Here is a 22,475-nt window from a genome sequence, read left to right on the forward strand (position 1 = left end):
ATTGAGCTGTCATTTATTGCAAGTGCCACTGTATTTATATCAAGGATATAAATACAGTGATGGCCTTTGTAATCTAAATAATTCTTCATGTTGCGATAAGCAAGTGCCCATGTTAAACCTTGGGGCGCACTTGCAGGGCCAACTATCTCTTGCTCTTTCAGTCAGTATTAAGTTGCTGGCTGCCAGGTGCTATTTAATCTTCGCTTGTCACTTAAGCGTCAGCAAAAGGACATCATCATGAAACATGCGAATCACACACCCACTCGCTGGACACGGGCCGATGCGCTGAAAGTTAATGAAAATGACCCGACGACGACACAGCCGTTAGTGAGTCCTGACTTTCCTGTCATGAGTGACACGGTCTTTATCTGGGACACCATGCCCTTGCGTGAACTGGATGGCACGGTGGTATCGGTGGATGGCTGGTCGGTGATCTTCACCCTGACCGCCGATCGTCGCCCCCATGATCCACAATTCATCAATGCCGATGGCCGCTACGACATCAAGCGCGATTGGGAAGACCGTCATGGTCATGCGCGGATCTGCTACTGGTATTCGCGCACCGGCAAGGACTGGATCTTCGGCGGCCGTGTCATGGCCGAAGGGGTTTCGCCGACCACCCGTGAATGGGCGGGCACGCCGATCCTGTTGAATAACAACGGTGACATCGACCTGTACTACACCTGCGTCACGCCGGGTGCCACGATTGCCAAAGTCCGAGGCCAGGTCATTACGTCGGACACCGGTGTCACCCTCCAGGGCTTTGATCAGGTCAAGTCGTTGTTCGACGCCGACGGCACCTATTATCAAACCGAAGCCCAGAATGCGACCTGGAACTTTCGCGATCCCAGCCCCTTTATCGATCCCGTCGATGGCAAGTTGTACATGGTGTTCGAAGGCAATGTCGCCGGTGAGCGCGGCACTCACGAAGTGGGCCCGAACGAGCTGGGCCTGGTGCCGCCGGGGCACGAGGACGTGGGCGGTGCCCGCTACCAGGTGGGCTGCATCGGCATCGCCGTGGCCAAGGACCTCAACGGTGACGAGTGGGAAATCCTGCCGCCACTGGTCACGGCCGTCGGCGTGAACGACCAGACCGAACGGCCGCACTATGTGTTCCAGGACAACAAGTACTACCTGTTCACCATCAGCCACAAGTTCACCTATGCCGATGGCGTGACGGGGCCGGATGGCGTCTATGGGTTCGTCAGCGATCATCTGTTCGGGCCCTATACGCCGATGAACGCGTCCGGGCTGGTCCTCGGCAATCCGCCGTCGCAACCGTTCCAGACGTATTCCCACTGCGTGATGCCCAACGGCCTGGTGACGTCGTTTATCGACAGCGTGCCCACCACCGGCGATGACTATCGCATCGGCGGCACCGAGGCGCCGACGGTCAGGATCGTGTTGAAGGGCGATCGTTCGTTTGTGCAGGAGGCTTATGACTATGGCTATATTCCGGCGATGCGGGATGTGGTGTTGAGCCAGTGACCGCAATGCAAAACCCAGCCTGATTTCATCAGGTAGGTGGGAGGGGGCTTGCCCCCTCCCACTTTTTTTTGACCGCATTTCAGCCTGCCTTCAAGGCTCAAGTCCTCGCCCACCTGGCCGATACAGGCACTAGCAGCACGAGTGATCCCGAACTCGTAGGTGCACGCCTGGTCGTCGCTCAGGTCAACGAATAAAAATCAAAAGGGGTGGCCATGACCATATTGCAGCGTGTGATCGGCGGGTTTGCGGTGTTGGTGCTGTTACTGCTAGTCATGGCGGGGATCAGTTATCAGAACACCCAGTCCATCAGCAGTCGCTTGAACATTATCACCGGCGAGTCGGCACCCTTGAGCCGGGCCGCCAGTGAGCTATACGTGCACATTCTGCGCGCCAACCAGGCGTTGCTGGCCCTTCAGATCAGCACCGACCCCAAGCAGATCGAGGACGGCAAGCGACCGTTCACCGAGAGCATCGCCCAGTTCAATCAATTGCTCGACAGCACCGTTGCCTATACGGGCGAGCATGAGGCGCTGCGGGCGAACCTGGCGCAGCAGCGCCAACAGGTCGCGGCCTACGCCGAACAGGCGCAGGCGCTGATGGCGTCCCACGTGCAACACGTGCAGCAATTGGCGCTGACCCGGCAACTGCAAGGCTACAGCAGTGCACAGGCGATACAGCTGACCAGCTATCTGCGCGATTACATTGCCCATGCACGCAGTGTCGGCGAACCGCAACAGGTGGCCGCAGCGGAAAAGCTGCTGTTGGAAGTCAACAAATCCTACGATGGCTTCGCGGCTCATACCGTCACGCCGGCCATTGATAAATTACAGCGTGTGCTCAATCTCCAGGACGAAGTGATCAGCACCCGGGCCCAGGCCCTGGCGGCGATTGACCCCAGGGTCGGGCGGATTGCCGGCGTCATGGTCAATCGCCTGCTGACTGACCTGACCGCCCCTGACGGCCTGTTCCAGGCTTATCAGGTGGAGGCAAAACTGGCCGCGCAGGTGCAGCAGCAACGCAGTGCGGTTGACGCGGCGCTGAAAGCCACCCTGGACAGGATTGGCGAGTTCGGCAGCCAGTCCCTGGAGGTCGCCAACCAGGCCAGCCAGTCGGCCAATGCCACCATCGGCACCAGCCGCAGCTTGCTGTTGATCGCGTGTGTGCTGGCGGTGCTGGCGGCGGTGGCGATTGGTACCTGGGTCGCCTTCAGCCTGCGGCGTCCACTGGCGGCGTTTCGTGAAGTCCTCAAGACGCTCACGGCGGGAGACATGCGGGTCAGTTTCGATGTCAGCCGTAAAGACGAGTTCGGTGAGTTGGGCGGTTACCTGAACGAACTGACCACGGCCCTGCGTAAAACCTTCCGTGAGTTGATCGGCTCTGCCGATGCGCTGGCCGTTACCGCGGGCAGCAACGCCCTGAACAGCGAGCAGACCACCCGGGTGGTGGATGAACAGAAGGACCGCTTGCAATCGGCGGCTTCGGCCATGACGCAGATGGAAAGCACGGTCGAAGAGGTGGCCCGGCGTGCGCAGGACACCCGCCAGGCCGTGGACGACACGAGTGAGCTCACGCACAAGGTGCAGGCGCGTGTGGCCGAGACCATCGTCAATATCCGCCAGCAGGCCGACCAGGTGAACAAGGCCACGCAGGTGACCGATGAGTTGCAGAAGTACGGACAGAATATCGAGGGCATTGTTGTCGCCATTCGCACCATTGCCGAACAGACCAACCTGCTCGCCCTGAATGCGGCGATCGAAGCGGCCCGTGCCGGCGAGCAGGGACGCGGTTTTGCGGTGGTGGCCGATGAAGTGCGCTCCCTGGCCAGCCGTACCCAGACCTCGACCAGCGAAATCCAGGACATGATCGGGCTCATGCAGGAAAAGATTCACTCGGTGGTGCACGTGATGAACGAAAGCCAGGCGCAGTCCACCCAATGCGTGTCCCTGGCCTCGGGCGCGGGTGACTTGCTGCTGTCGATGAGCGACTCGGTCGACAGTATCCGCGACATGAATATCCAGATCGCCGCCGCCACCGAGGAGCAGAGCGCCACGGTGCAGGAAACCAGTCGGATGGTCATCCAGATCAACGATTCGGCCCAGCAGACGGCAGACGGCGCCGAGCAGTCCGCCATCAGCAGCCACGAGCTGGCGGACATGGCCAAGGTGCAGCGCGAGCTGCTCCATCATTTCAGCGTTTGAGCCGCGGGAGTCAGAACATGAAAGCATGGTTAATCCTCGCCTTGGGGGCGACGCTGTTCATTCCGGGCCCGGCCCAGGCCGCCACGCCCTTGCTGGGTGTGGGCATGGCAAAGTACGACGATAACTTCCAGACCCTGCTGCGCAACGGGGTGCAGCAACAGGCCAGCGTCATGAACGCCGACATCTTTATGGAGAACGGGCAGGACAGCGTCGATCTGCAGATGCGCCAATTCCGCAACCTGGTCAATTCCAAGGTGGATGCGATCATCGTCGCGATGGTCGACGGCAAAAGTGCGGCGCAGATGATGCAGCTGGCCGCGGATGCAAAGATCCCGCTGGTGTTCGTCAACCGCAATCCGAACCCGCAAACGTGGCCGGCGCAGACCGCGTTTGTCGGCTCCAACGAGCTGGAGTCGGGTACGTTGCAGATGGAAGAGCTGGCGCGCCGCGCCGGTTACAAGGGCAACGTGGTGATTCTGGTGGGCGACCCCGCCAACGCGTCCTCCTTGATGCGCACCGAGGACGTGGAGAAAGTCGTCGCCAAATACCCCGGTATGAAAGTCGTACAGAAAAAAGTCGGCAACTGGGAGCGTAGCCAGGCCGCCACGATTGTCATTGACTGGGTCAAGCAGGGCGTCGATTTCTCGATCATTGCGGCCAATAACGATGAAATGGCGATCGGCGCGATCATGGGCCTGGAAAAGGCCGGCAAGCAGGCCAAGGACTATTGGGTCGGCGGCATCGACGGCACACCGGACGGCTTGAAATTGATGGCTGAGGGCAAGATGGCGGTCAGCGTGTTCCAGGATGCCGCCGGCCAGGCCGGCGGCGCAGTGGACACCGCACTGCGCCTGGTACGCGGCGAGGTGCTGGAGTCGGCGGTGGTCTGGGTGCCGTTCAAGTTGATCACGCCTGAGAATCGCCAGGCGTTTGAATAGCACTGAGCACCTCGATCCAACCTTGGAATGCAGTCAAATGTGCTCAGGCAGGGGGGATTGGTGAGCTTGGCATGCTACTGACCGATCATGCGAACCACCCGCCTGGCAATCAGAACACCCACCACGGGCGCCAGTGCAAACACCCCAAACAGCCACGCCGCAGCGCTTGCGGTGCCTTCGACACCGCCGGGTTCAGTGAGGCCGGCGACGTTCGCGACCATCCCCGCCAGTGCCGCGCCAAACGCGGTGGCGAACAGTTGCACGGTAGTAATCGAGGCGCTGGCGAGGTCCTGCTCACCCGCCGGCGCCACCTGGAACACCCGCGTCAGCAAGTGCGGCCAAGCCAGCCCCACGCCCAACCCAATCAGGATAAGCGCCAGGCAGATCGGTGTGAGCGTCTGCCCGCTGCCGTTGCTTTCGACGGGCATCAAGATGGCCAGCGCCACCATGCCCACCACGCCCAGGATCGGCCCGGCCAGGATCGCCCGTCGAATGTTGCTGCCCGTCACACCCGCGCTGGCGATTGACCCCAGCGTCCAGCCGGCCGCCATCAGTGCCGCCAGATAACCGGCCACCAGCGGCGACTGGTGGTGCAGGACTTGAAGAAACAACGGCACGAAGATTTCGCCACTGGTCACGGCCACCGCCAGCAGTGACATCGTGGCGTACAGCGCGCCGAGTGCCGTGGTGATCCGAAACGCGCCGGCGGGCAACAGTCGATGGCGGGCGCGGCTTTCCGTGACGATCAGCAGCGCGGTAAACACCGCCGCCACGGCCAGCCCCAGCAGGTTCAGGGGCAGGGTGGACGAGACACTGCCGGCCGACACCGCCAGTACCGCCGCCGTCAGCAGCACCAGTTGGGCGAGTGGCAACGGGGTCGGCGTAGCGCTCTCGGTGCTGCGCCTGGGCAGGACCGCCGCCGCCAGCACCGCGAATAACCCGGCCACCGGAATCAACGACCAGAACGCCGCGCGCCATATGCCCAGCTCGGCAAACACTCCGCCCACCGCTGGCCCGACCAGCGTCGCCACGCCCCACATCCCCGACACCAACGCCATCGCGCGCGGCCACAGGCTTTCATCGAACACCAAGCGGATCATCGCGTAGGACAGCGCGAACAAGAACCCACCGCCCAGCCCCTGCACCAACCGCCCAACGAGCATTACCGGCATGGACGGCGCAAACGCACAGGCCAAGGCCCCGCCGGCAAACACCAGGCTGGCGGCCAGGTACGCCGCACGCGGCCCGAGGCTGCCGAGCAGGCGCGCCGACAACGCCGAGCCGAGGATCGAGGCGGCGACAAATAACGTGGTATTCCATGCGTAGTAGTCGATGCCGCCGATGTCCTGGACCACCGACGGCAGAATCGTGGTGGCGATGTACACGTTGATCGCATGCAGCACCACGCCGCCGGCCAGTGCGAGCGAACGTACGCCGTTGGTACCGGACAACAGCGCGGCCCAGTTGGAGGGGGAGGGTTGAGGTGTGTCCATGCAGGCTCCGATTCAAAGGGCTGAAGGCTTGCCAAGGCAAGCCGACACCCTTTATAAAACCTCATGTTTAGATGAGGTCAAGAGCTGGATGGAAGCGAAAATCGATGTGCGCATCCCCCTCGGCGTGGGCGAACTGGCCCGCCGCAGCGGCGTGACCGTGGCCACGGTGCATTTCTACGAAGCCAAGGGGTTGATTCACGCACAACGCAGCGCGGGCAATCAGCGTCGTTATCAGCGTGACGTACTGCGCCGGATCGCGGTGATCAAGGTCGCGCAGCGCGCGGGCATTCCCTTGGCGGCCATCAAGGACGCGTTGGACGAACTGCCTTCAGGACGGCCGTTGACGGCCAAGGACTGGACCCAACTCTCCACACACTGGCGCGACCTGTTGAGTGAGCGCATCAACAGCCTCACTCAACTGCGCGACCAACTCGATGGCTGTATCGGCTGTGGATGCCTGTCCCTGGATGATTGCCCGTTGCGCAATCCGGGGGATCAGTTGGGACGGCTGGGGGATGGGGCCGTATTGCTCGGAAAGTGAGGCAGTCAGCGCCGACCCGTGCGCGTACTCACATCCACCCACACCGCCAATACCAGGATGCTGCCCTTCACAATCATCTGCCAGTAACTGTCCACGTCCAGCATCGACATGCCGTTATCCAGGCTGGTAATCACCAATGCCCCGAGCAACGCGCCATACACCGTGCCCGAGCCGCCGCGCATCGACGTCCCCCCAATAAAGCACGCAGCGATGGCATCCAACTCGCCCATATTGCCCGCCGACGGTGATCCCGCCGCCAGGCGCGCGGTATTGACCAGGCCGGCGAGGGCGCACATCACGCCCATGATCCCGAAGATCCACAGTTTCACCGCCTGCACGTTGATGCCCGACAGGCGCGTGGCTTCCATGTTGCTGCCCACCGCGTAGACGCGGCGGCCGAACACGGTCTGGCTGGTGACGTAGCTGAACACGCCGAGCAGCACCAGCAACAGCAGCACCGGTACGGGGATGCCGTCGTAGCTGTTGAGGGTGGTGACAAACCCGGCGAGCACCGCGCCGATCACCCCCACGCGCAGCACATCGCGCATCAGGGCGTGCGGCGCCAAGCCATGCAGCGCGCGGTTGCGCCGTTGTTTCCAGGTCAAAAACAGAGTCAGGGCAAACAGCAAGACCCCAAGGCCAACCCCCACCGAATGCGGCAAATACCCCTGGCCTACATACACCAGCGACGGCGACACCGGCGCGATGGTGGTGCCGCCGGTGATCCCCAGCAGAATCCCGCGAAACGCGAGCATGCCGCCGAGGCCAACGATAAACGACGGAATGCGCAGGTAAGCGGTCATGTAGCCGTTGGCCAAACCGATCATCAGGCCGCACAACGCCACCAGGCTGAGGTTGGCCAGCAGCGGAATGTGATAGACCACATCCAGGATCGCCGCGAGCCCGCCCAACAGTCCCAGCAACGAACCCACCGACAAATCGATCTCGCCGCTGATGATCACCAGCACCATGCCGCACGCCAATATCCCGGTGATCGACATCTGCCGCAGCAGGTTGGACAGGTTGCGCGGGGTGAGGAAGCCGCCCTCGGTCTGCCAGCTGAAAAACAGCCAGATAAACGCCACGGCGATCACCAGGGCGAGCATTTTGTAGCGAGTGAACAGCTGTTTGACCTGATTCATCTACGCGGTTTTCCGATTGTTATTGTTTTGGCTGAGCGCGGCGGCGAGCACCTGTTCCTGGGTGAGCCCCTCGTTGATGAAGTCGCCACGCAACTGGCCGTCGCCGATCACCAGCACGCGGTTGGACACGCCGAGCACTTCGGCCAGCTCCGAGGAAACCATGATGATCGACACGCCTTCGGCCGCCAGTGCACCCATCAGTTTGTAGATCTCATACTTGGCGCCCACATCCACCCCGCGCGTGGGCTCGTCGAGGATCAGCACCTTGGGCTTGGCCATCAGCATTTTCGCCAGCACGGCCTTTTGCTGGTTGCCACCGGACAGGCTGGTGATCGGCAGGAACGGGCTGGCGGTCTTGAGGTGCATGCGCGCGATCTGCTGGTCGATGTTGCCCAGTTCGGCCTCGGCGTCGATGCGGGTCAGGTGGGCATAGGTGTCGAGCACCGCCAGGGTGATGTTCTGGCCCACGCCCAGGTCAGGGATGATGCCCTGGCGCTTGCGGTCCTCGGGCACCATGCACAGTCCGGCGCGGATCGATTTGAGCGGCGTGCGCGTGTCGATCACCTGGCCGTCGAGCCACACCTCGGCGCTGTAGCGGCCGGGGTAGGCGCCGAACAACGCCGACACCAGCTCCGTGCGCCCGGCGCCCACCAGCCCGGCTATGCCGAGGATTTCGCCGCGCTTGAGCACGAAGGAAATATCGTCGACGCGCTTGCGCCTGGGGTTGTCGACGTCATAGCAGGTGACGTTGCGCGCTTCGAAAATCACCTCGCCGATGGCATGGGGCTCGGTGGGGTAGAGGTTGCTCATTTCGCGGCCGACCATCTGCGTGATGATCTGCGGGATGTCCATGTCGGCCATGGCCGTGGTCGCGATGTGCTTGCCATCGCGGATCACCGTGATGGTGTCGCACACGGCCGCCACTTCATCGAGCTTATGGGAGATGTACACGCAGGCCACGCCCTTGGCCTTGAGGCCGCGGATGATGTCCAGCAGCACTTCGATTTCCGAGCGGGTCAGGGCCGAGGAAGGCTCGTCAAGGATCAGCAGGCGCGCCTGTTTGTTCAGGGCCTTGGCGATTTCCACCAGTTGCTGGTAGCCGCCGCCGTACTGCGACACCGGCAGCGCGACGTTCATGTCCGGCACCTTGAGCTCGCGCATCAACGCTTCGGCGCGGTGCAGCATCGCCGGGTAGTTCATACGCCCGGCGGGCAACGTCAGCTCGTGGCCCATGAAGATGTTCTCGGCTACCGACAGGTCAGGCACCAGGGTCAGTTCCTGGTGAATGATGACGATGCCGGCGGCCTCGGTTTCGCTGATGGACTGGGCCCTGAGCGGTTGCCCGTCCCAGAGGATTTCCCCCTCCCAGGTGCCATGGGGGTAGACCGCCGACAGCACCTTCATCAGGGTGGATTTACCGGCGCCGTTCTCGCCGCACAGGCCGACGCACTCCCCCGGCCGCACCTTGATGTCGATGCCGTTCAGCGCGTGGACACCGCCAAAGGTTTTGACGATGCCGTTCATTTGCAGCAGGTAGTCGGCCATGGCGATCACTGCCCGCCGATCTGCTCTTTGGTATAGAACCCGTCCTTCTCCAACAGGTCGATATTGGCCTTGGTCAGCGGGGTCGGGGTGAGCAGGATGGTGTCGACTTTCTTGCTGCCATTGTCGTACTGCGAGCTGTAGGTGGGCTTCTCGTTACGCGCCAGTTGCACCGAGAGCTTGGCGGCTTCGGTGGCGATCAGCTTGAGTGGCTTGTACACGGTCATGGTCTGGGTACCGTCGATCACGCGCTTGACGGCGGCCAGGTCGGCGTCCTGGCCGGAGATCGGCACCTTGCCTGCCAGTTTCTGCGCGGCCAGGGCCTGGATCGCACCGCCGGCGGTGGCGTCGTTGGAGGCGACGATGGCGTCGATCTTGTTGCTGTTGCGGGTCAGGGCGTTCTCGACGATGCTCAGGGCTTCGGTGGGGTTCCATTCCTTGACCCACTGTTGGCCGACAATCTTGATGTCGCCCTTGTCGATGGCCGGTTGCAGCACCTTCATCTGGCCTTCGCGCAGCACCTTGGCGTTGTTGTCGGTGGGTGCGCCGCCGAGCAGGAAGTAATTGCCCTTGGGCGCCGCCTGCAGCACGCCGCTGGCCTGCATCTCGCCGACTTTTTCGTTATCGAAGGAGATGTAGGCATCGATGTCCGCGTTGAGAATCAGGCGGTCATAGGACACCACCTTGATCCCGGCTTTCTTGGCTTCGGCGACCGCGTTGGTCAGCACCGTGGCGTTGAACGGCACGATCACGATCACATCGACACCCCGGGAGATCAGGTTTTCGATCTGCGAAATCTGCTTCTGCTCGTTGGCATCGGCGGACTGCACAAAGACCTTGGCATCGAGTTTTTCCGCAGCGGCGACGAAGTAGTCACGATCCCGGGACCAGCGTTCCAGGCGCAGGTCGTCGATGGAAAAACCGATTTTCGGGTGGGCGGAGTCGGCCATCACCGGCAGTGCGAACAGGGCCAGGGCGGTGGCGAGCAGGGTACGTTTGAATGACTTCATGGTGGTGCGTCCTTTTATTGTTGTTGGAAAGACACTGGGTGAAGACTCTAGGCGAACACTGTAGGTGTGGCTAACCGGCGTGTTGTGGCAAGCCGGGCTTTTGTGGTGAACAGGACTTTTGTGGTGAATGGGCTTGTCTTGGTGAATGGGTTTAGTGTGGTGAGCGGGCTTATTGTGGTGAATGGGTTTGGTGTGGTGAGCAGGCTTGTTGTGGTGAGCGGGCTTGCCCCGCGCTGGGCTGCGAAGCAGCCCCAAACCCAGGCACCTCGGTGTGTCAGCTAAAAACACATCGCCTGCAATGGGGCCGCTTCGCGCCCCAGCGCGGGGCAAGCCCGCTCACCACAACAAGCCCCCTCACCACAATAAGCCCCTCACCACACCAACCCCACTCATCACAACAAACCCGCTCGCCACACGGTCACCGATAAATAAACCGGTTGACCACCCCCTCCAGCATCTCCTGCCGACCACTCACGGCCTGCGGGTTCAGCTCTTGGGTAAACGCGTGTTCGGCCAGTGACTCCAGGCTGAACTCACCCGCCAGCACGGCCTGGCCCAGCGGCTGCTGCCAGCCGGCATAGCGCTGGTCCTTGAACTGCTGCAGCCGGTCGTTCTGCACCATCGCCGCCGCACGTTCCAGCGCCAGGGCGAGTACATCCATGGCGGCGACATGGCCGTGGAACAGGTCGACCTCGTCCAGGCTCTGGCGGCGTACCTTGGAGTCGAAATTGTAGCCGCCATTCTTGAAGCCACCGGCCTTGAGGATTTCATAGGTGGCGAGGGTCATCTCCTCGACGCTGTTGGGGAATTGGTCGGTGTCCCAGCCGTTCTGCGGGTCGCCCCGGTTGGCGTCGATGCTGCCGAAGATGCCCAGGGACACGGCGGTGGCGATCTCGTGATGGAAACTGTGCCCGGCCAGGGTGGCGTGGTTGGCCTCGATATTCACCTTGATTTCATGCTCCAGGCCGTACTCATGCAAAAAGCCGAACACCGTGGCGCTGTCGTAATCGTACTGGTGCTTGGTCGGCTCCTGGGGCTTGGGCTCGATCAGCAGGTCGCCCTTGAAGCCGATCTTGTGCTTGTGCTCCACCACCATGCGCATAAAGCGCCCGAGCTGTTCGCGCTCGCGCTTGAGGTCGGTGTTGAGCAGGGTTTCATAACCTTCACGGCCGCCCCACAGCACATAGTTGGTGCCCTTGAGCCGCAGCGTGGCGTTCATCGCGCTGAACACCTGGGCAGCGGCGTAGGCAAACACCTCCGGGTCCGGGTTACTGGCGGCACCGGCGGCAAAACGCGGGTTGCTGAAGCAGTTGGCGGTGCCCCACAGCAACTTGATGCCGGTCTGTTCCTGATGGCGCTCCAGGTGGTCGACCATCTGCGCAAAGTGGTTGCGGTACTCCTTGAGCGAACTGCCTTCCGGCGCCACATCGGTGTCGTGAAAGCTGTAGTAGTCGATGCCCAGCTTGGAGAAAAACTCGAAGGCCGCCTCTGCCTTGCCGATGGCCACGTCCATGGGCTCGCCGCTGCGTTGCCACGGGCGCTTGAAGGTGCCCATGCCGAACATATCGGCGCCGGGCCACACGAAGGTGTGCCAGTAACACGCGGCCATGCGCAGGTGCTCGCGCATCGGTTTGCCGAGGATCAGCTTGTTGGCGTCGTAATGGCGAAAGGCGAGGGGGGCATCGCTGCTGGGGCCTTCGAAGCGAACCTTCTCGACACCGGGGAAGTACGGCATGGCGTTTTCCTTATTGTTCTTGGCGGTGTCTGGATACTAGCAACGGCACCGGGCCCGCTGATTATGAAAATCACCAAGGGGTGGTGCGATTTTGACCGGCGAGGGCTAGTCTGTTGCCACAGGCCCGAGGACAAAAACAATGAAAACCCTACCGCCCGTGCACCGTATTGCCCTGTTGTTCAACGGCAGCAAAATCTACGACCGCGGCATCATCGCCGGTATCGGCAATTACCTGAGCAGCACCCGTGCGTCCTGGGATTTGTTCCTCGAGGAGGATTTCCTCTGTCGCCTGCGCGGCATCGAGCGCTGGCAGGGCGACGGCATCATTGCCGACTTCGACGACCCGCTGATCGGCGAAGCGTTGGCCGACAGCACGTTGCCGGTGGTGGCGGTGGGTGGCTCCTATGAAGACGCGCGCGCCTATCCCAAGGGCATTCCCTATGTGGCGACCGATAACCACGCATTGATGAAGTTGGCTTACGAACACTTGATCGAAGCTGGCCTGACTCGATTCGCCTGTTTCAGCCTGCCCGAGGCCCAGGCCAATCGCTGGGCCCAGGAGCGTGAAAAAGCCTTTCGCCGCCTGCTGCAACGGGATGGTTTGCACGTCGAGGTGTATCGCGGCCTGGGCACCAGCGCGCCGTTGTGGGACAGCGCGGTGGAACAGCAGATTGCCTGGCTGCACAGCCTGCCCAAGCCCATCGGCATCATCGCCGTCACCGATGCCCGCGCCCGGCAACTGCTGCAAGCCTGCCTGACTGCCGGCATTGCCGTGCCGGAGCAAGTGGCGTTGATCGGCATCGACAACGACCCCCTGACCCGCACCCTCACGCGGGTGCCGCTGAGTTCGGTGATCCAGGGCACGGAAACCATGGGGCGCACGGCCGCCGCCTTGCTGCACCAGATGCTGCACGGCAAACCGTGCCTGGGCACGCAGGTCCTGGTGCCGCCGGAGGCGATCAACGTTCAGGCCTCCAGCCTGCATCAACCCTTGGGTAATCCGTACGTGATGCAGGCGCTGCTGTTTATCCGCCAGTACGCCTGCCAGGGCATCAAGACCGCGCAGGTGGCGGCCTATGTCGGCGTGTCGCGTTCATCCCTGGAAGCGCACTTTCGCAAGGTACGCGGCTGCAGCGTGCATGACGAGATCCTGCGCTTCAAACTCGCCGCCGCCGCCAAGGGCCTGGAAAGCCACGAACTGGCGATTGCCGATATTGCCGCCAAGTGCGGGTTCAAATCGGCGCAGTACCTGCATACGGTGTTTCGGCGAGAGTTTGGCTGCACGCCCCGCGAGTATCAGCAGGGCGCGGGGGGGACGATGCCTGCGTCGCACTCATCCACAACGTTCAACCACAGTGTCATTTAGCTCGCTAGGCTGCTGTCCGTGTGCAAGTGCAACCTGTTCGCTTGCTCTGCGTAGCGGAACTTGGCACGCTCAAACGGTGAGTGAGTACGCCAGGATGATCAATAAGGAAGCATTACATTGAGTTGGGGAAACGTTGGAAAATTTCTGTTGGCCCTAGTGACGGGTCTGGGATCAATTACCGGGATATACGTGGCTTTCAAGGATGACACTAAGCTCGAGGCTGATCTGTCCTACCGGTATGAAAGTGCACCCCGTCAATTCTCTGAGCGTTTAGGCAGTACTGCTGAAAAGCTCAAGTACGCCGATTTGTATGACAGCATCAAGCGCATTGGCGACGGTGCGCTCAGCCATGAACAGATCGATAAAATGGTCAACCTGAGCCAGGCGCCTTACCTCGCGCTACTCGATGCGCCGTTCGAAAAAGGACCGGACAATTACCCCATAAGCCTGTTGATTACGCTGAGGAACAGCGGCAGCAAGGTCATCAAGGATGTACACATCAAGCTGCCTGCAAAGGGACTGGTCCAGATCAGGGATGATTCGCGCTCTGATACGGTGATGCCTGATCCGGTCAGCAGTGTTGTCATTCCTTCGATTGTGCAAAACGGTGTGTACACGCTCTGGATTCATTTTCAGGGTGATTTAAAAACGCTAAAAGAGCAGGACGTGTACATCGGTTACAGTGACGGCGTTGCGCAAGTTCGGGTGTATGAGGATTTCATAGGGTTTGAAGCGAGCATGGCCCGATATGGCATTTTGGTGTTGGGTGCTCTGGTGATGCTTGCGTACTGTTTCCTGGTAGCTGTTTATCTTTTGATAACGACCGATAGAAACAATGATGCGAATACGGTCCAGAGGTGACCGCCTGCACTTGAACGCGAGCATTGCTTGCTCGAAGAGCGATCCAGTCCAGACAGCGCGGTACCGGGGCACCGCGCCAGGAGGGGGTTATGGCAGGGCGTAGGCGATCACGTAGTCGCCACGGTCGGTGGACTGGCGCGCACCGCCGGCGGTGATCACGATGTACTGCTTGCCGGTTTTCGGCGACACGTAGGTCATCGGGCCACCCTGGCTGCCGACGGGCAGGCGGGCCTTCCAGATTTCATCGCCGTTGCCGCTGTTGAAAGCGCGCAGGTAGAAGTCCTGGGTGCCGGCGATAAAGATCAGGCCGCCCTGGGTCGACAGCGTGCCGCCGAGGGTCGGCAGGCCGATCTTGATCGGCAGGTGCATGCGGATGCCCAGGGGGCCGGTGTCTTCAACGGTGCCCACCGGCACTTGCCACGCGACTTTCTGGGTCTTCATGTCGATGGCGGTGAGGGTGCCGAACGGCGGCGCCTGGCACGGAATGCCGGCCACCGACAGGAAGCGGTTTTTGTTCACCGCATACGGCGTGCCCTTGAGCGGGACCGCGCCCATGCCGGTGTTCAGCGCTTCGCCACCGGACGAAGACTGGGCCTTGTTCTGCGACGGCAGCATCTGGATCCACAGGCCCAGGCGCATGTCGTTGACAAAGATAAAGCCATGCACCGGGTCGGTGGAAATGCTGCCCCAGTTCATGCCGCCCAGGGAACCCGGGAAGCTCAGGGATTTATCCGTGCCCGGCGCGGTGTACAGGCCGTCGTAGCGCATGCCCTTGAAGTCGATGCGGCACAGCAACTGGTCGTACGGGGTGGCGCCCCACATGTCCGACTCGCTCAGGGTCTGCGCGCCGATCTGCGGCATGCCCACAGACTTGGGCTGGGTCGGCGAATAAGGCTCGTTTGGAATGTTGGCGGCCTTGACCGGTACTTCCTTGACCTCGGTCAGCGGCGTGCCGGTGGCGCGGTCGAGTACATAGATCTGCCCGGCCTTGGTGCCAATCACCACCGCCGGTACCGCCTTGTCGCTGCCCGGTGGGGTGAAGTCGATCAGGCTCGGCTGCATCGGCAGGTCGAAGTCCCACAGGTCATTGTGGACGGTCTGGTACACCCACTTTTCAGCCCCGGTCGAGGCATCCAGCGCCAGCACGGACGCGCCGTATTTATGGTTGAGCGGGGTGCGTTCCACGCCGTAGATGTCGGTGGACGAGCTGCCCATCGGCAGGAAGACCGTGTTCATCAACGGGTCGTAGGACATCGGCGCCCAGCTGTTTGGGGTGCTGCGCACGTAGGTCTTGTCGCCGGTCGGGGCCTGTTTGTCTTCCGGGTTGCCCGGGTCGAAGGCCCAGCGCATTTGCCCGCTGATCACATCGAAGCCACGGATCACACCGCCGGGCATATCGGTCTGGACGTTATCCGCGACGCGGCCGCCCACCACCACGGTAGTCCCGGCGATCAACGGCGCGGAAGACAGCTGGTAGTAGCTGTCCGGCACATTGCCCAGGCCGGCTTTCAGGTCCACCTGGCCGTGGGTACCGAAGTCTTCGCAGAATTTGCCGGTGTCGGCATCCACGGCGATCAGGCGCGCGTCGATGGTGTTGGTCAGCAAGCGGCGTTGGCACTGCGCACCGGCGGGAACGCTGGCGGCGATGATCGGCGAGCTGTTGGGCTGGGTCGGCTGGGCAATCGGCGCGGTGGCGTCGAAATACGCCATGCCCCGGCAACGCTGCCACACCGCCGACTTGGCGTTGACTTCGTTCTTCCACAGCTCTTTGCCGGTGTCGGCGTCGAGGGCGATCAGGTTGTTGTGGGGCGTGCAGATAAACACCTTGTTGCCGATCTGCAGGGGCGTGAGCTGGTCTTCGGCGCCGTTGCCGTCGCTGAGGGCCACGTCACCGGTGTGATAGGTCCAGGCCACCTTGAGCTTGTCGACAGTGTCGCGGTTGATCTGGTCCAGCGCGGCGAAGCGGCTGCCCCCTTCGGTGTTGCCGTAGTGGGCCCAGTCCTTCTGCGCGTCGGCCGCGGCCACGGGCGTGATGCCTGGGCCTGCACCGGTCGGCGCGACGCTGGGATGGGCGACAAACATATTGCCCGCCGCCACCGCCACGCCCACCGCCAGCACGGCGGCAACGCCATAGGCACCGCGCGCGGGCCGGCCGGCCAGCAGCGGATACACCAGCGCCACCACCAGGCCGATGACCGCGAACATGAACAGCCGCGAGAACAGCGGCCAGAACACCAGGCCTACATCCGCCACCGCCCAGATGGCCGTGCCGATCAGGAACGCCGCGAACAGCCATGCACCTGCGGTTTTTTGCCGGGCAATCAGCAGGCCGGAAACCGCCATGGCCACGCCGCCGACCAGGAAGTACCAGGAACCGCCAAGGCTCACCAATTTGGCGCCGCCAACGGCCAGCGCGAGGCCGAGCAGGGCGATGATTACGCCCAGGCCCAGGAGTAGGAATCTAGAGACGCCAGTGGCGCGCGATGCTCGTTTCATGTCGAAAGGACTCGAGTGAGAGAGGGCAAAGACGCGATTTTAGCAAGATAATTAACTGGTTAGTACATTAGGCTCCTGCAATAGACTATTACAGGTGCTGCGATGATGGGCTGGGGCTAACTGTCGCGCGTGTCGCTGAAGTGTAGGCACGCCTTGGGCAATATGTGGCAGCGCGTAAGCGGGTTGCCACATACGGGGTGGGTTTGGTTTTACGCCTCGGCTGGTTTTTTGCCGCGAGGTTTTTTCTGCGCAGTTTCCCCGTCCTCCAGTGCGTCGCCCCCCAGGCTGCGCGTCAACTCGACGGCGGCCTGCTGGAACAGGGGGTGCAATGTCTGCGCCTGCTCGGCGGTCAGGCGACTGGCCGGGCCGGACAGCACCAGGGCACCGATCAGGTTTTCCCCTGGGCCGAAGATCGGCAATGCCATCGACGCGGCGTGGGGGTCGGTGGCGCCATGGGAAAACAACGGCTTGATCATCTTCGCCGCCAGCGAATACGGCGTGCGTAACGCTTCGGCACCGGCTGCACCGTCCATGGGGCGGGTGTCGCCCGGTTGCAGGTGCAAGCGCAGGTGATGCGGGGAGTTGACCCGGTAGAGGCACATTCGGTAGGCGCCGTGGCGCACATAGAATGAAGCTGTTTCGCCGGTTTCCTGGGTCAGGCGATGCAGCAGCGGGGTGATATGGCGCTCAAGGTCGAGGCCGTCCTGATACACCGTGTTCAAGCGCATGATCTCGGTCGCCAGCTGGTAGCGACCGTCCGCCAGGCGAGTGATCAGGCCGTGGTCTTCCAGTGACACCATCAGGCGCATGATGGTGCTCTTGATCAGCCCGGTGCGCGCGGCCAGCTCGGCCAGTTCCAGGGCCGTGTCCCCCATCTTGAAGGCGGTGAGCACGGTCAGCACCCGATCAGCCGAAGCAACTCCGGTGACGGCGGGGCGTGGGCGTGTTTTTACCATGGGGGGCTCCTTGAAGGGGGGGGCGGGTACGCTGCAAAATACTGGCATTGCCCGCAGGGAGCAATGCCAAGCGATTGACCGTACAGCGATTTCAGCGCGTTACCGGGCGATCAGTTCGCCTGTGCCGCTCAAATCCCGCATCTGCCTGCGCCCCATCAGCAGCACCATCACGGCACCGGCGGCACACAGCGCCGCCAGCGGCAACAGGGCCAGGGCGTAACTGCCGGTGGCGTGGTGAATGGTGCCGTACACATTCACCATGATGCCGCCACCAATCAGATTGGCCATCGCGCCCACGGCGGCCAGACCGGCGGCGGCAGTGGAGGACGAGAGCCAGGTCGAAACCAGTGCCCAGAACGGCCCCTTCATTGAGTACGCCCCGATCAACACCATGGACAGCATGAACACCGTCGCCACCAGCGAGGAGGTGACCAGTGCGAGCAGCAAACCGGCGGTGATCAGCAGCAAGGTCATCGCGGTGTGCCAGCGGCGTTCACCGCTCTTGTCGGAGCTGCGTCCCCACAGAATCATCAGCACCGAAGCCAGTCCGTAGGGAATGGCATTGACCAGGCCGATTTCCAGGTTGTTCAGGTCAAACGTCTTGAGCAATTGCGGCGCCCACACGCTCATGGTGCTGCCGGCCGCCGACGCCCCGGAGTAGATCAGTGCCAGTACCCAAATGTGCTTGTGGCGCAGCAGTTTCCACAGCGAGATATGCCCGATGGCGGTCTTGCGGCTGCGCTCTTCGTCCAGGCGGCCGGTGAGCCAGCTGCGTTGTTCGTTGCTCAGCCACTTGGCCTGTTCGGGGCGGTCGGTGAGTACGAACAGGCAGGCGATGCCCAGCAGTACGGCGGGGATGCCCTCGATGATGAACAGCCAGTGCCAGCCGCGCATGCCGAACCAGCCGTCCAGGCTCAGCAACAGGCCGGACAGCGGCGAACCAATGAAGTTGGCGCCGGGAATGGCGACCATGAAGATAGCGACCATGCGTCCACGGTATGCCGCTGGCAGCCAGTAGGTGAGGTACAGCAGCACACCCGGGAAGAAGCCGGCTTCGGCCGCACCCAGCAAAAAGCGCATCACGTACAGCGAATTGGCTCCGGTCACAAACGCGGTGCCGGCGGAAATCAGTCCCCAGGTGATCATGATCCGCGCAATCCACACCCGTGCGCCGAAACGTTGCAGCGCCAGGTTGCTTGGCACTTCCACCAGGAAATACGACACGAAGAACAGGCTGCTGGCAAAGCCGAAGATCGCCGGTGTAAGGCCCAGGTCCTGGTTCATCTGCAGGGATGCCATGCCGATATTGCCGCGATCAATGATCGCCAGCAGGTAGCAAAGGATCAGGAACGGCAGGAGTCGCCACGCCACCTTGCGCATGGTTGAGCGCTCGATCGCGCTGATGTCGGTAGAACTGATAGGCATGACTCTCTCCCATTTTGTTTTTTTTGGAGAAGCGTAATGAGCTCGACCTTCCTTGGGTGAAGGCCGGGCGATGGGCGTTCAATCAGTGTGCGAACAGGTGGCGGTTGACCACCGAACGCGGCTCCGGTGCGCAGCCGTCCCAGAAGTCGATGATCTGTTGCACGGCCAGCAGGCCCACGCGATCGCGCGCCTCGGCAGTGTTGGCGCCTACGTGGGGGGTGGCGACCAGGGTCGGCAGGCCCCACAGCGCTGAGTCGGTGGGTGGCGGTTCGGGGTTGAAGGTGTCGAGGCCGGCGCCGGCGATCTGGCCGGTGCTCAGCGCCTGCACCAGCGCTTCGGTATCGATCAGCTCGCCGCGTGCGGTGTTGATCAACAGGCTGCCTGGGCGCATGCGCTTGAACTGCGCCGCGCCGAAAAGGTTGCGGTTCTGCTCGGTCAGCGGGCAATGCAGGCTGATGATATCGCAGCTCGTCAGCAAGGCATCGAAGTCCTCGGCGCGCTCGACATTCGGCAGGTCGGGCAGGTTGCTCAAGTAGGGATCAAATACCTTGATGGTCATGCGCAGCGGCGTTACCAGTTCCATCAGGATTCGCCCGATAGCGCCCAGGCCCACCAGGCCCAGGGTCTTGCCGGACAGCTCGATGCCCACGGCGGTCGCTTTGTCCCAATGGCCGTTACGCATGCGCGCATCGAGCAGGGCAGTCTGGCGCGCGACGCTGAACATCAGCGCCAGGGCATGCTCAGCCACCGATTGCGCATTGGCGCCCAGGGCGATGGTGACGGGGATGCCGCGTTCAGCGGCGGCGGCGATGTCGATGGTGTCGTAGCCCACGCCGTGCTTGGCGATGATCTTCAGCGCGGGCGATGCATTGATCATGTCCCGGGTCAGTTTGCCCTGGCGCACGATGATTGCGTCCGGCTGTTCGCGGGCAATGATCGCGGTGAGTTCGTCGGCCGGGGCATACGGGGTGGTAGGGATTACGCGCACGCCATGGGCGGCGGCGTGGGCCATGGCTTCGGCGGTTAATTGCGGGCCGGTCAGCAGGAGGGTTCGGGTCATTTGGCGCACCTTGGTTTTCTTATCTGTGTGCAGTTGGCGGTTCGTGATGTCGCTCAACAGTGCTCGAAACCTAACATAATGAAATGGCGTTGCAATAAATAATTTTTGTTGATTTGCGCGAAACGGTTGAGTGCGCGCGTGCAACCCCGTGTTATTCAACGAATTAAGGGTTTTATTCAGCGTTAAAGCGTTTTTCATGTGCCGAAGCCGCTGTGGGTGAGTCTTGTCAGTTTTAAATTGCAATGTTAATTTCGAAATGCCATTTCATTTTATGAGTTTTCACCCTTAATAAAAACCACAAGAGGAATGCCCCATGTCCATCGGATTCAGAGTGCTCACGCAGCAACGTAAAGTCGCGGCCGAGTGGGTCGAGCGGTACCGGACAATGCCCGTCGCCAATATCAGCGATTCGATGAACCGCATGACCGCCGGTGGCGCCGCCCTGCAACCGATGCACCACAAGGGCGTGCTGGTGGGGCCGGCGCTGACCGTCAAAGCGCGGCCTGGGGACAACCTGATGCTGCATTACGCCCTGGATATCGCCCAGCCTGGCGACGTGATTGTGGTCGACGCCGGCGGCGACTTGAGCAACGCACTGATCGGCGAAATGATGGTGGCGTACGCGATCAAGAAAGGCGTGGCCGGCATTGTGATCAATGGCGCCATTCGCGATGCTGCGAGTATCGGTGCCGGTGACTTCCCGGTGTTTGCCGCCGGCATCACCCATCGCGGCCCGTACAAGGACGGCCCGGGCGAGGTGAACGTACCGATTGCCTTGGCGGGCATGGTGATCGAACCGGGAGATCTGGTGATGGGTGACGAAGATGGCTTGATCTGCGTGCCCTTCGATCAGGTCGGCGAGGTGTATGATCGCGCCTACGCCAAGCATGCCGCTGAACAGAAGCAGCTTGAACAGATCGCGCTGGGCGAGAACGATCGCACCTGGGTCCTGAAATCGCTCACACAAAAGGGCTGCGAGTTTATTTGAATCCTGCTTCCCACTCCCGTTGGCCGGCGCCTGCGCGCGCGCTGCGCCATCGAAATTTCCAGATCTACTTTGTCGGCCAGGGCCTTTCCACCCTGGGCAAGTGGGTGCAACAGGTCGCGCTGTCCTGGCTCGCCTATCACTTGACGGGCTCGGCCGTGCTGCTGGGGGCGATTGCGTTTCTGACGCTGTTGCCTCAGCTGCTGGTGGGACCGCTGGCGGGCGCCTGGTCCGACCGCCATGACAAACGCCGCCTGTTGATGGCGGTGCAGGCCGCCCTGGCCCTGCAATCGTTGGCCCTGGCCGTGCTGACCTGGCAGCAGTGGATGGGCCGTGAAGTGATCATCGCCATGGCGCTTCTGCTGGGTTTGCTCAACGCCCTGGAAACGCCGCTGCGCCAAGCCTTGATCGCGAGCTTTGTCGATGAGCCCAAAGACCTGCCCAACGCCCTTGTGCTCAACGCGATGCTGATCAATGCCGCACGCTTTATCGGCCCGCCGTTGGCCGGCTTGCTGATCAACTGGAGCGGCGAGGCCGGTTGCTTTGTGCTCACTTCCATCGCGTTCGGTATGTTGCTGATCGGCCTGGGCAGGGTGCAAAGCCGAGCGCAGGCCAGGGCCCAAGGGTCTACCGGGGAGATTTTCCGCGAAGGTCTGCGCTACCTGTGGACCACCCTGGCGATTCGGCGGCTGCTGGTCAGTGTGGTGATGGTCAACCTGTTGGCGTCCTGCTACACCGTACTGCTGCCGATCCTGGCCAAGCATGCGTTCAGCGGCGATGCGCAAACCCTCGGCTGGCTGTGGGGCGCAGCCGGTGCCGGTGCGTTTGTGGCCACGATCTTCCTGGCGTTTGCCGGCAGTGCTTCGAACCTGGGCCGCATTATCGTGCTCGGCACGCTGGTCTGTGCGGTGTCGCTGTGCGCGGTGGCGGCCAACCCGCCGCTGTGGTTCACCCTGGCGGCGCTTGCCGGGCTGGGCTTCGGCATCACGGTGAGCAATGTCAGCAGCAATATGACCCTGCAAAGCGCGGCGCCGGAAGCGTTGCGCGGCCGGGTGATTGCGTTCTATATCGCCATGCGTTTCGGCTTTGAAGCCATCGGCGGATTGTTGGCCGGCCTGCTGGCGGCAGCGCTGAGCGTGCAATGGACATTGCTGCTGGCGGGGCTGTTGCTGGGGGTTTATCAGGGTGTCAGTGGGTACATCAGCCGCAGGCGTGGTTGACAGCAACCACGCCTGCGCC

General features: G+C 62.1%; 17 protein-coding genes and 1 pseudogene. 9 read left to right on the top strand and 9 right to left on the bottom strand.

What is annotated here, in order from left to right; translation table 11 throughout:
• The first annotated feature begins 237 nt into the window (after positions 1–237).
• The 4 genes and pseudogenes from FX984_RS30310 to FX984_RS30320 all read left to right on the top strand — a co-directional run bounded on the left by FX984_RS30310 (position 238) and on the right by FX984_RS30320 (position 4,624).
• Complete coding sequence (locus FX984_RS30310) at positions 238–1,488, top strand: glycoside hydrolase family 68 protein (protein WP_065947964.1); 1,251 nt, start codon at positions 238–240, stop codon at positions 1,486–1,488.
• Positions 1,489–2,408: 920 nt separating this feature from the next.
• Positions 2,409–2,828, top strand: a pseudogene (locus FX984_RS33325) (HAMP domain-containing protein); the annotation flags it as partial.
• Between the two features lie 102 nt (positions 2,829–2,930).
• The gene (locus tag FX984_RS33330; RefSeq protein ID WP_371263347.1) at positions 2,931–3,686 is read left to right on the top strand and encodes a methyl-accepting chemotaxis protein; all 756 of its coding nucleotides are present in this window, start codon (positions 2,931–2,933) and stop codon (positions 3,684–3,686) included.
• Between the two features lie 17 nt (positions 3,687–3,703).
• Positions 3,704–4,624 (top strand): substrate-binding domain-containing protein, encoded by a 921-nt coding sequence (locus FX984_RS30320; protein WP_092359129.1) that lies wholly within the window; start codon positions 3,704–3,706, stop codon positions 4,622–4,624.
• Positions 4,625–4,698: 74 nt separating this feature from the next.
• Here FX984_RS30320 and FX984_RS30325 read toward each other — a convergent pair whose 3' ends face one another.
• Positions 4,699–6,117, bottom strand: a complete 1,419-nt coding sequence (locus FX984_RS30325) for an MFS transporter (protein ID WP_146477571.1) — start codon at positions 6,115–6,117, stop codon at positions 4,699–4,701.
• Between the two features lie 88 nt (positions 6,118–6,205).
• Between FX984_RS30325 and soxR the strand changes: the two genes are divergently transcribed.
• Positions 6,206–6,658, top strand: a complete 453-nt coding sequence (gene soxR, locus FX984_RS30330) for a redox-sensitive transcriptional activator SoxR (RefSeq protein ID WP_092359124.1) — start codon at positions 6,206–6,208, stop codon at positions 6,656–6,658.
• 5 nt (positions 6,659–6,663) lie between these two features.
• Here soxR and FX984_RS30335 read toward each other — a convergent pair whose 3' ends face one another.
• From FX984_RS30335 to xylA, 4 genes are all read right to left on the bottom strand, one after another.
• Positions 6,664–7,800, bottom strand: coding sequence for a sugar ABC transporter permease (locus FX984_RS30335; protein WP_065939703.1), 1,137 nt, complete (start codon positions 7,798–7,800; stop codon positions 6,664–6,666).
• The gene (gene xylG / locus FX984_RS30340) at positions 7,801–9,345 is read right to left on the bottom strand and encodes a D-xylose ABC transporter ATP-binding protein (RefSeq protein WP_146477573.1); all 1,545 of its coding nucleotides are present in this window, start codon (positions 9,343–9,345) and stop codon (positions 7,801–7,803) included.
• A 5-nt stretch (positions 9,346–9,350) separates the two neighbouring features.
• Positions 9,351–10,352: a D-xylose ABC transporter substrate-binding protein gene (gene xylF, locus FX984_RS30345; RefSeq protein ID WP_027603560.1), complete on the bottom strand. Its 1,002-nt coding sequence runs from the start codon at positions 10,350–10,352 to the stop codon at positions 9,351–9,353.
• 418 nt (positions 10,353–10,770) lie between these two features.
• The gene (gene xylA, locus FX984_RS30350) at positions 10,771–12,087 is read right to left on the bottom strand and encodes a xylose isomerase (RefSeq protein WP_146477575.1); all 1,317 of its coding nucleotides are present in this window, start codon (positions 12,085–12,087) and stop codon (positions 10,771–10,773) included.
• Positions 12,088–12,226: 139 nt separating this feature from the next.
• On the opposite strand from xylA, the gene FX984_RS30355 reads away from it, so the two are divergent.
• Both FX984_RS30355 and FX984_RS30360 read left to right on the top strand, forming a co-directional pair.
• Entirely contained in the window at positions 12,227–13,453 is a 1,227-nt protein-coding gene (locus tag FX984_RS30355) for a XylR family transcriptional regulator (RefSeq protein WP_108574587.1), read from the top strand.
• 189 nt (positions 13,454–13,642) lie between these two features.
• Positions 13,643–14,314 (top strand): hypothetical protein, encoded by a 672-nt coding sequence (locus tag FX984_RS30360; protein ID WP_133822149.1) that lies wholly within the window; start codon positions 13,643–13,645, stop codon positions 14,312–14,314.
• An 87-nt stretch (positions 14,315–14,401) separates the two neighbouring features.
• Here the strand turns inward: FX984_RS30360 and FX984_RS30365 are convergent, their stop codons facing one another.
• The 4 genes from FX984_RS30365 to FX984_RS30380 form a co-directional block, all read right to left on the bottom strand.
• Positions 14,402–16,810, bottom strand: a complete 2,409-nt coding sequence (locus FX984_RS30365) for a glucose/quinate/shikimate family membrane-bound PQQ-dependent dehydrogenase (RefSeq protein ID WP_108574588.1) — start codon at positions 16,808–16,810, stop codon at positions 14,402–14,404.
• Between the two features lie 209 nt (positions 16,811–17,019).
• A complete protein-coding gene (locus FX984_RS30370) occupies positions 17,020–17,766 on the bottom strand; it encodes an IclR family transcriptional regulator (protein ID WP_027603563.1) in 747 nt (248 codons plus the stop codon).
• A gap of 99 nt (positions 17,767–17,865) precedes the next feature.
• Positions 17,866–19,191 (bottom strand): MFS transporter, encoded by a 1,326-nt coding sequence (locus tag FX984_RS30375; RefSeq protein WP_027603564.1) that lies wholly within the window; start codon positions 19,189–19,191, stop codon positions 17,866–17,868.
• Positions 19,192–19,273: 82 nt separating this feature from the next.
• A complete protein-coding gene (locus FX984_RS30380; RefSeq protein WP_146477577.1) occupies positions 19,274–20,251 on the bottom strand; it encodes a hydroxyacid dehydrogenase in 978 nt (325 codons plus the stop codon).
• 313 nt (positions 20,252–20,564) lie between these two features.
• Here FX984_RS30380 and FX984_RS30385 point away from each other — a divergent pair, with 313 nt between their 5' ends.
• A complete protein-coding gene (locus FX984_RS30385) occupies positions 20,565–21,239 on the top strand; it encodes an RraA family protein (RefSeq protein ID WP_146477579.1) in 675 nt (224 codons plus the stop codon).
• Complete coding sequence (locus FX984_RS30390; protein WP_146477581.1) at positions 21,236–22,456, top strand: MFS transporter; 1,221 nt, start codon at positions 21,236–21,238, stop codon at positions 22,454–22,456. The genes FX984_RS30385 and FX984_RS30390 overlap by 4 nt, the downstream gene beginning before the upstream one ends.
• The last annotated feature ends 19 nt before the right edge of the window (positions 22,457–22,475 follow it).

The sequence above is a fragment of the Pseudomonas marginalis genome (assembly GCF_008692035.1).
Classification (GTDB): Bacteria; Pseudomonadota; Gammaproteobacteria; order Pseudomonadales; family Pseudomonadaceae; genus Aquipseudomonas; species Aquipseudomonas marginalis.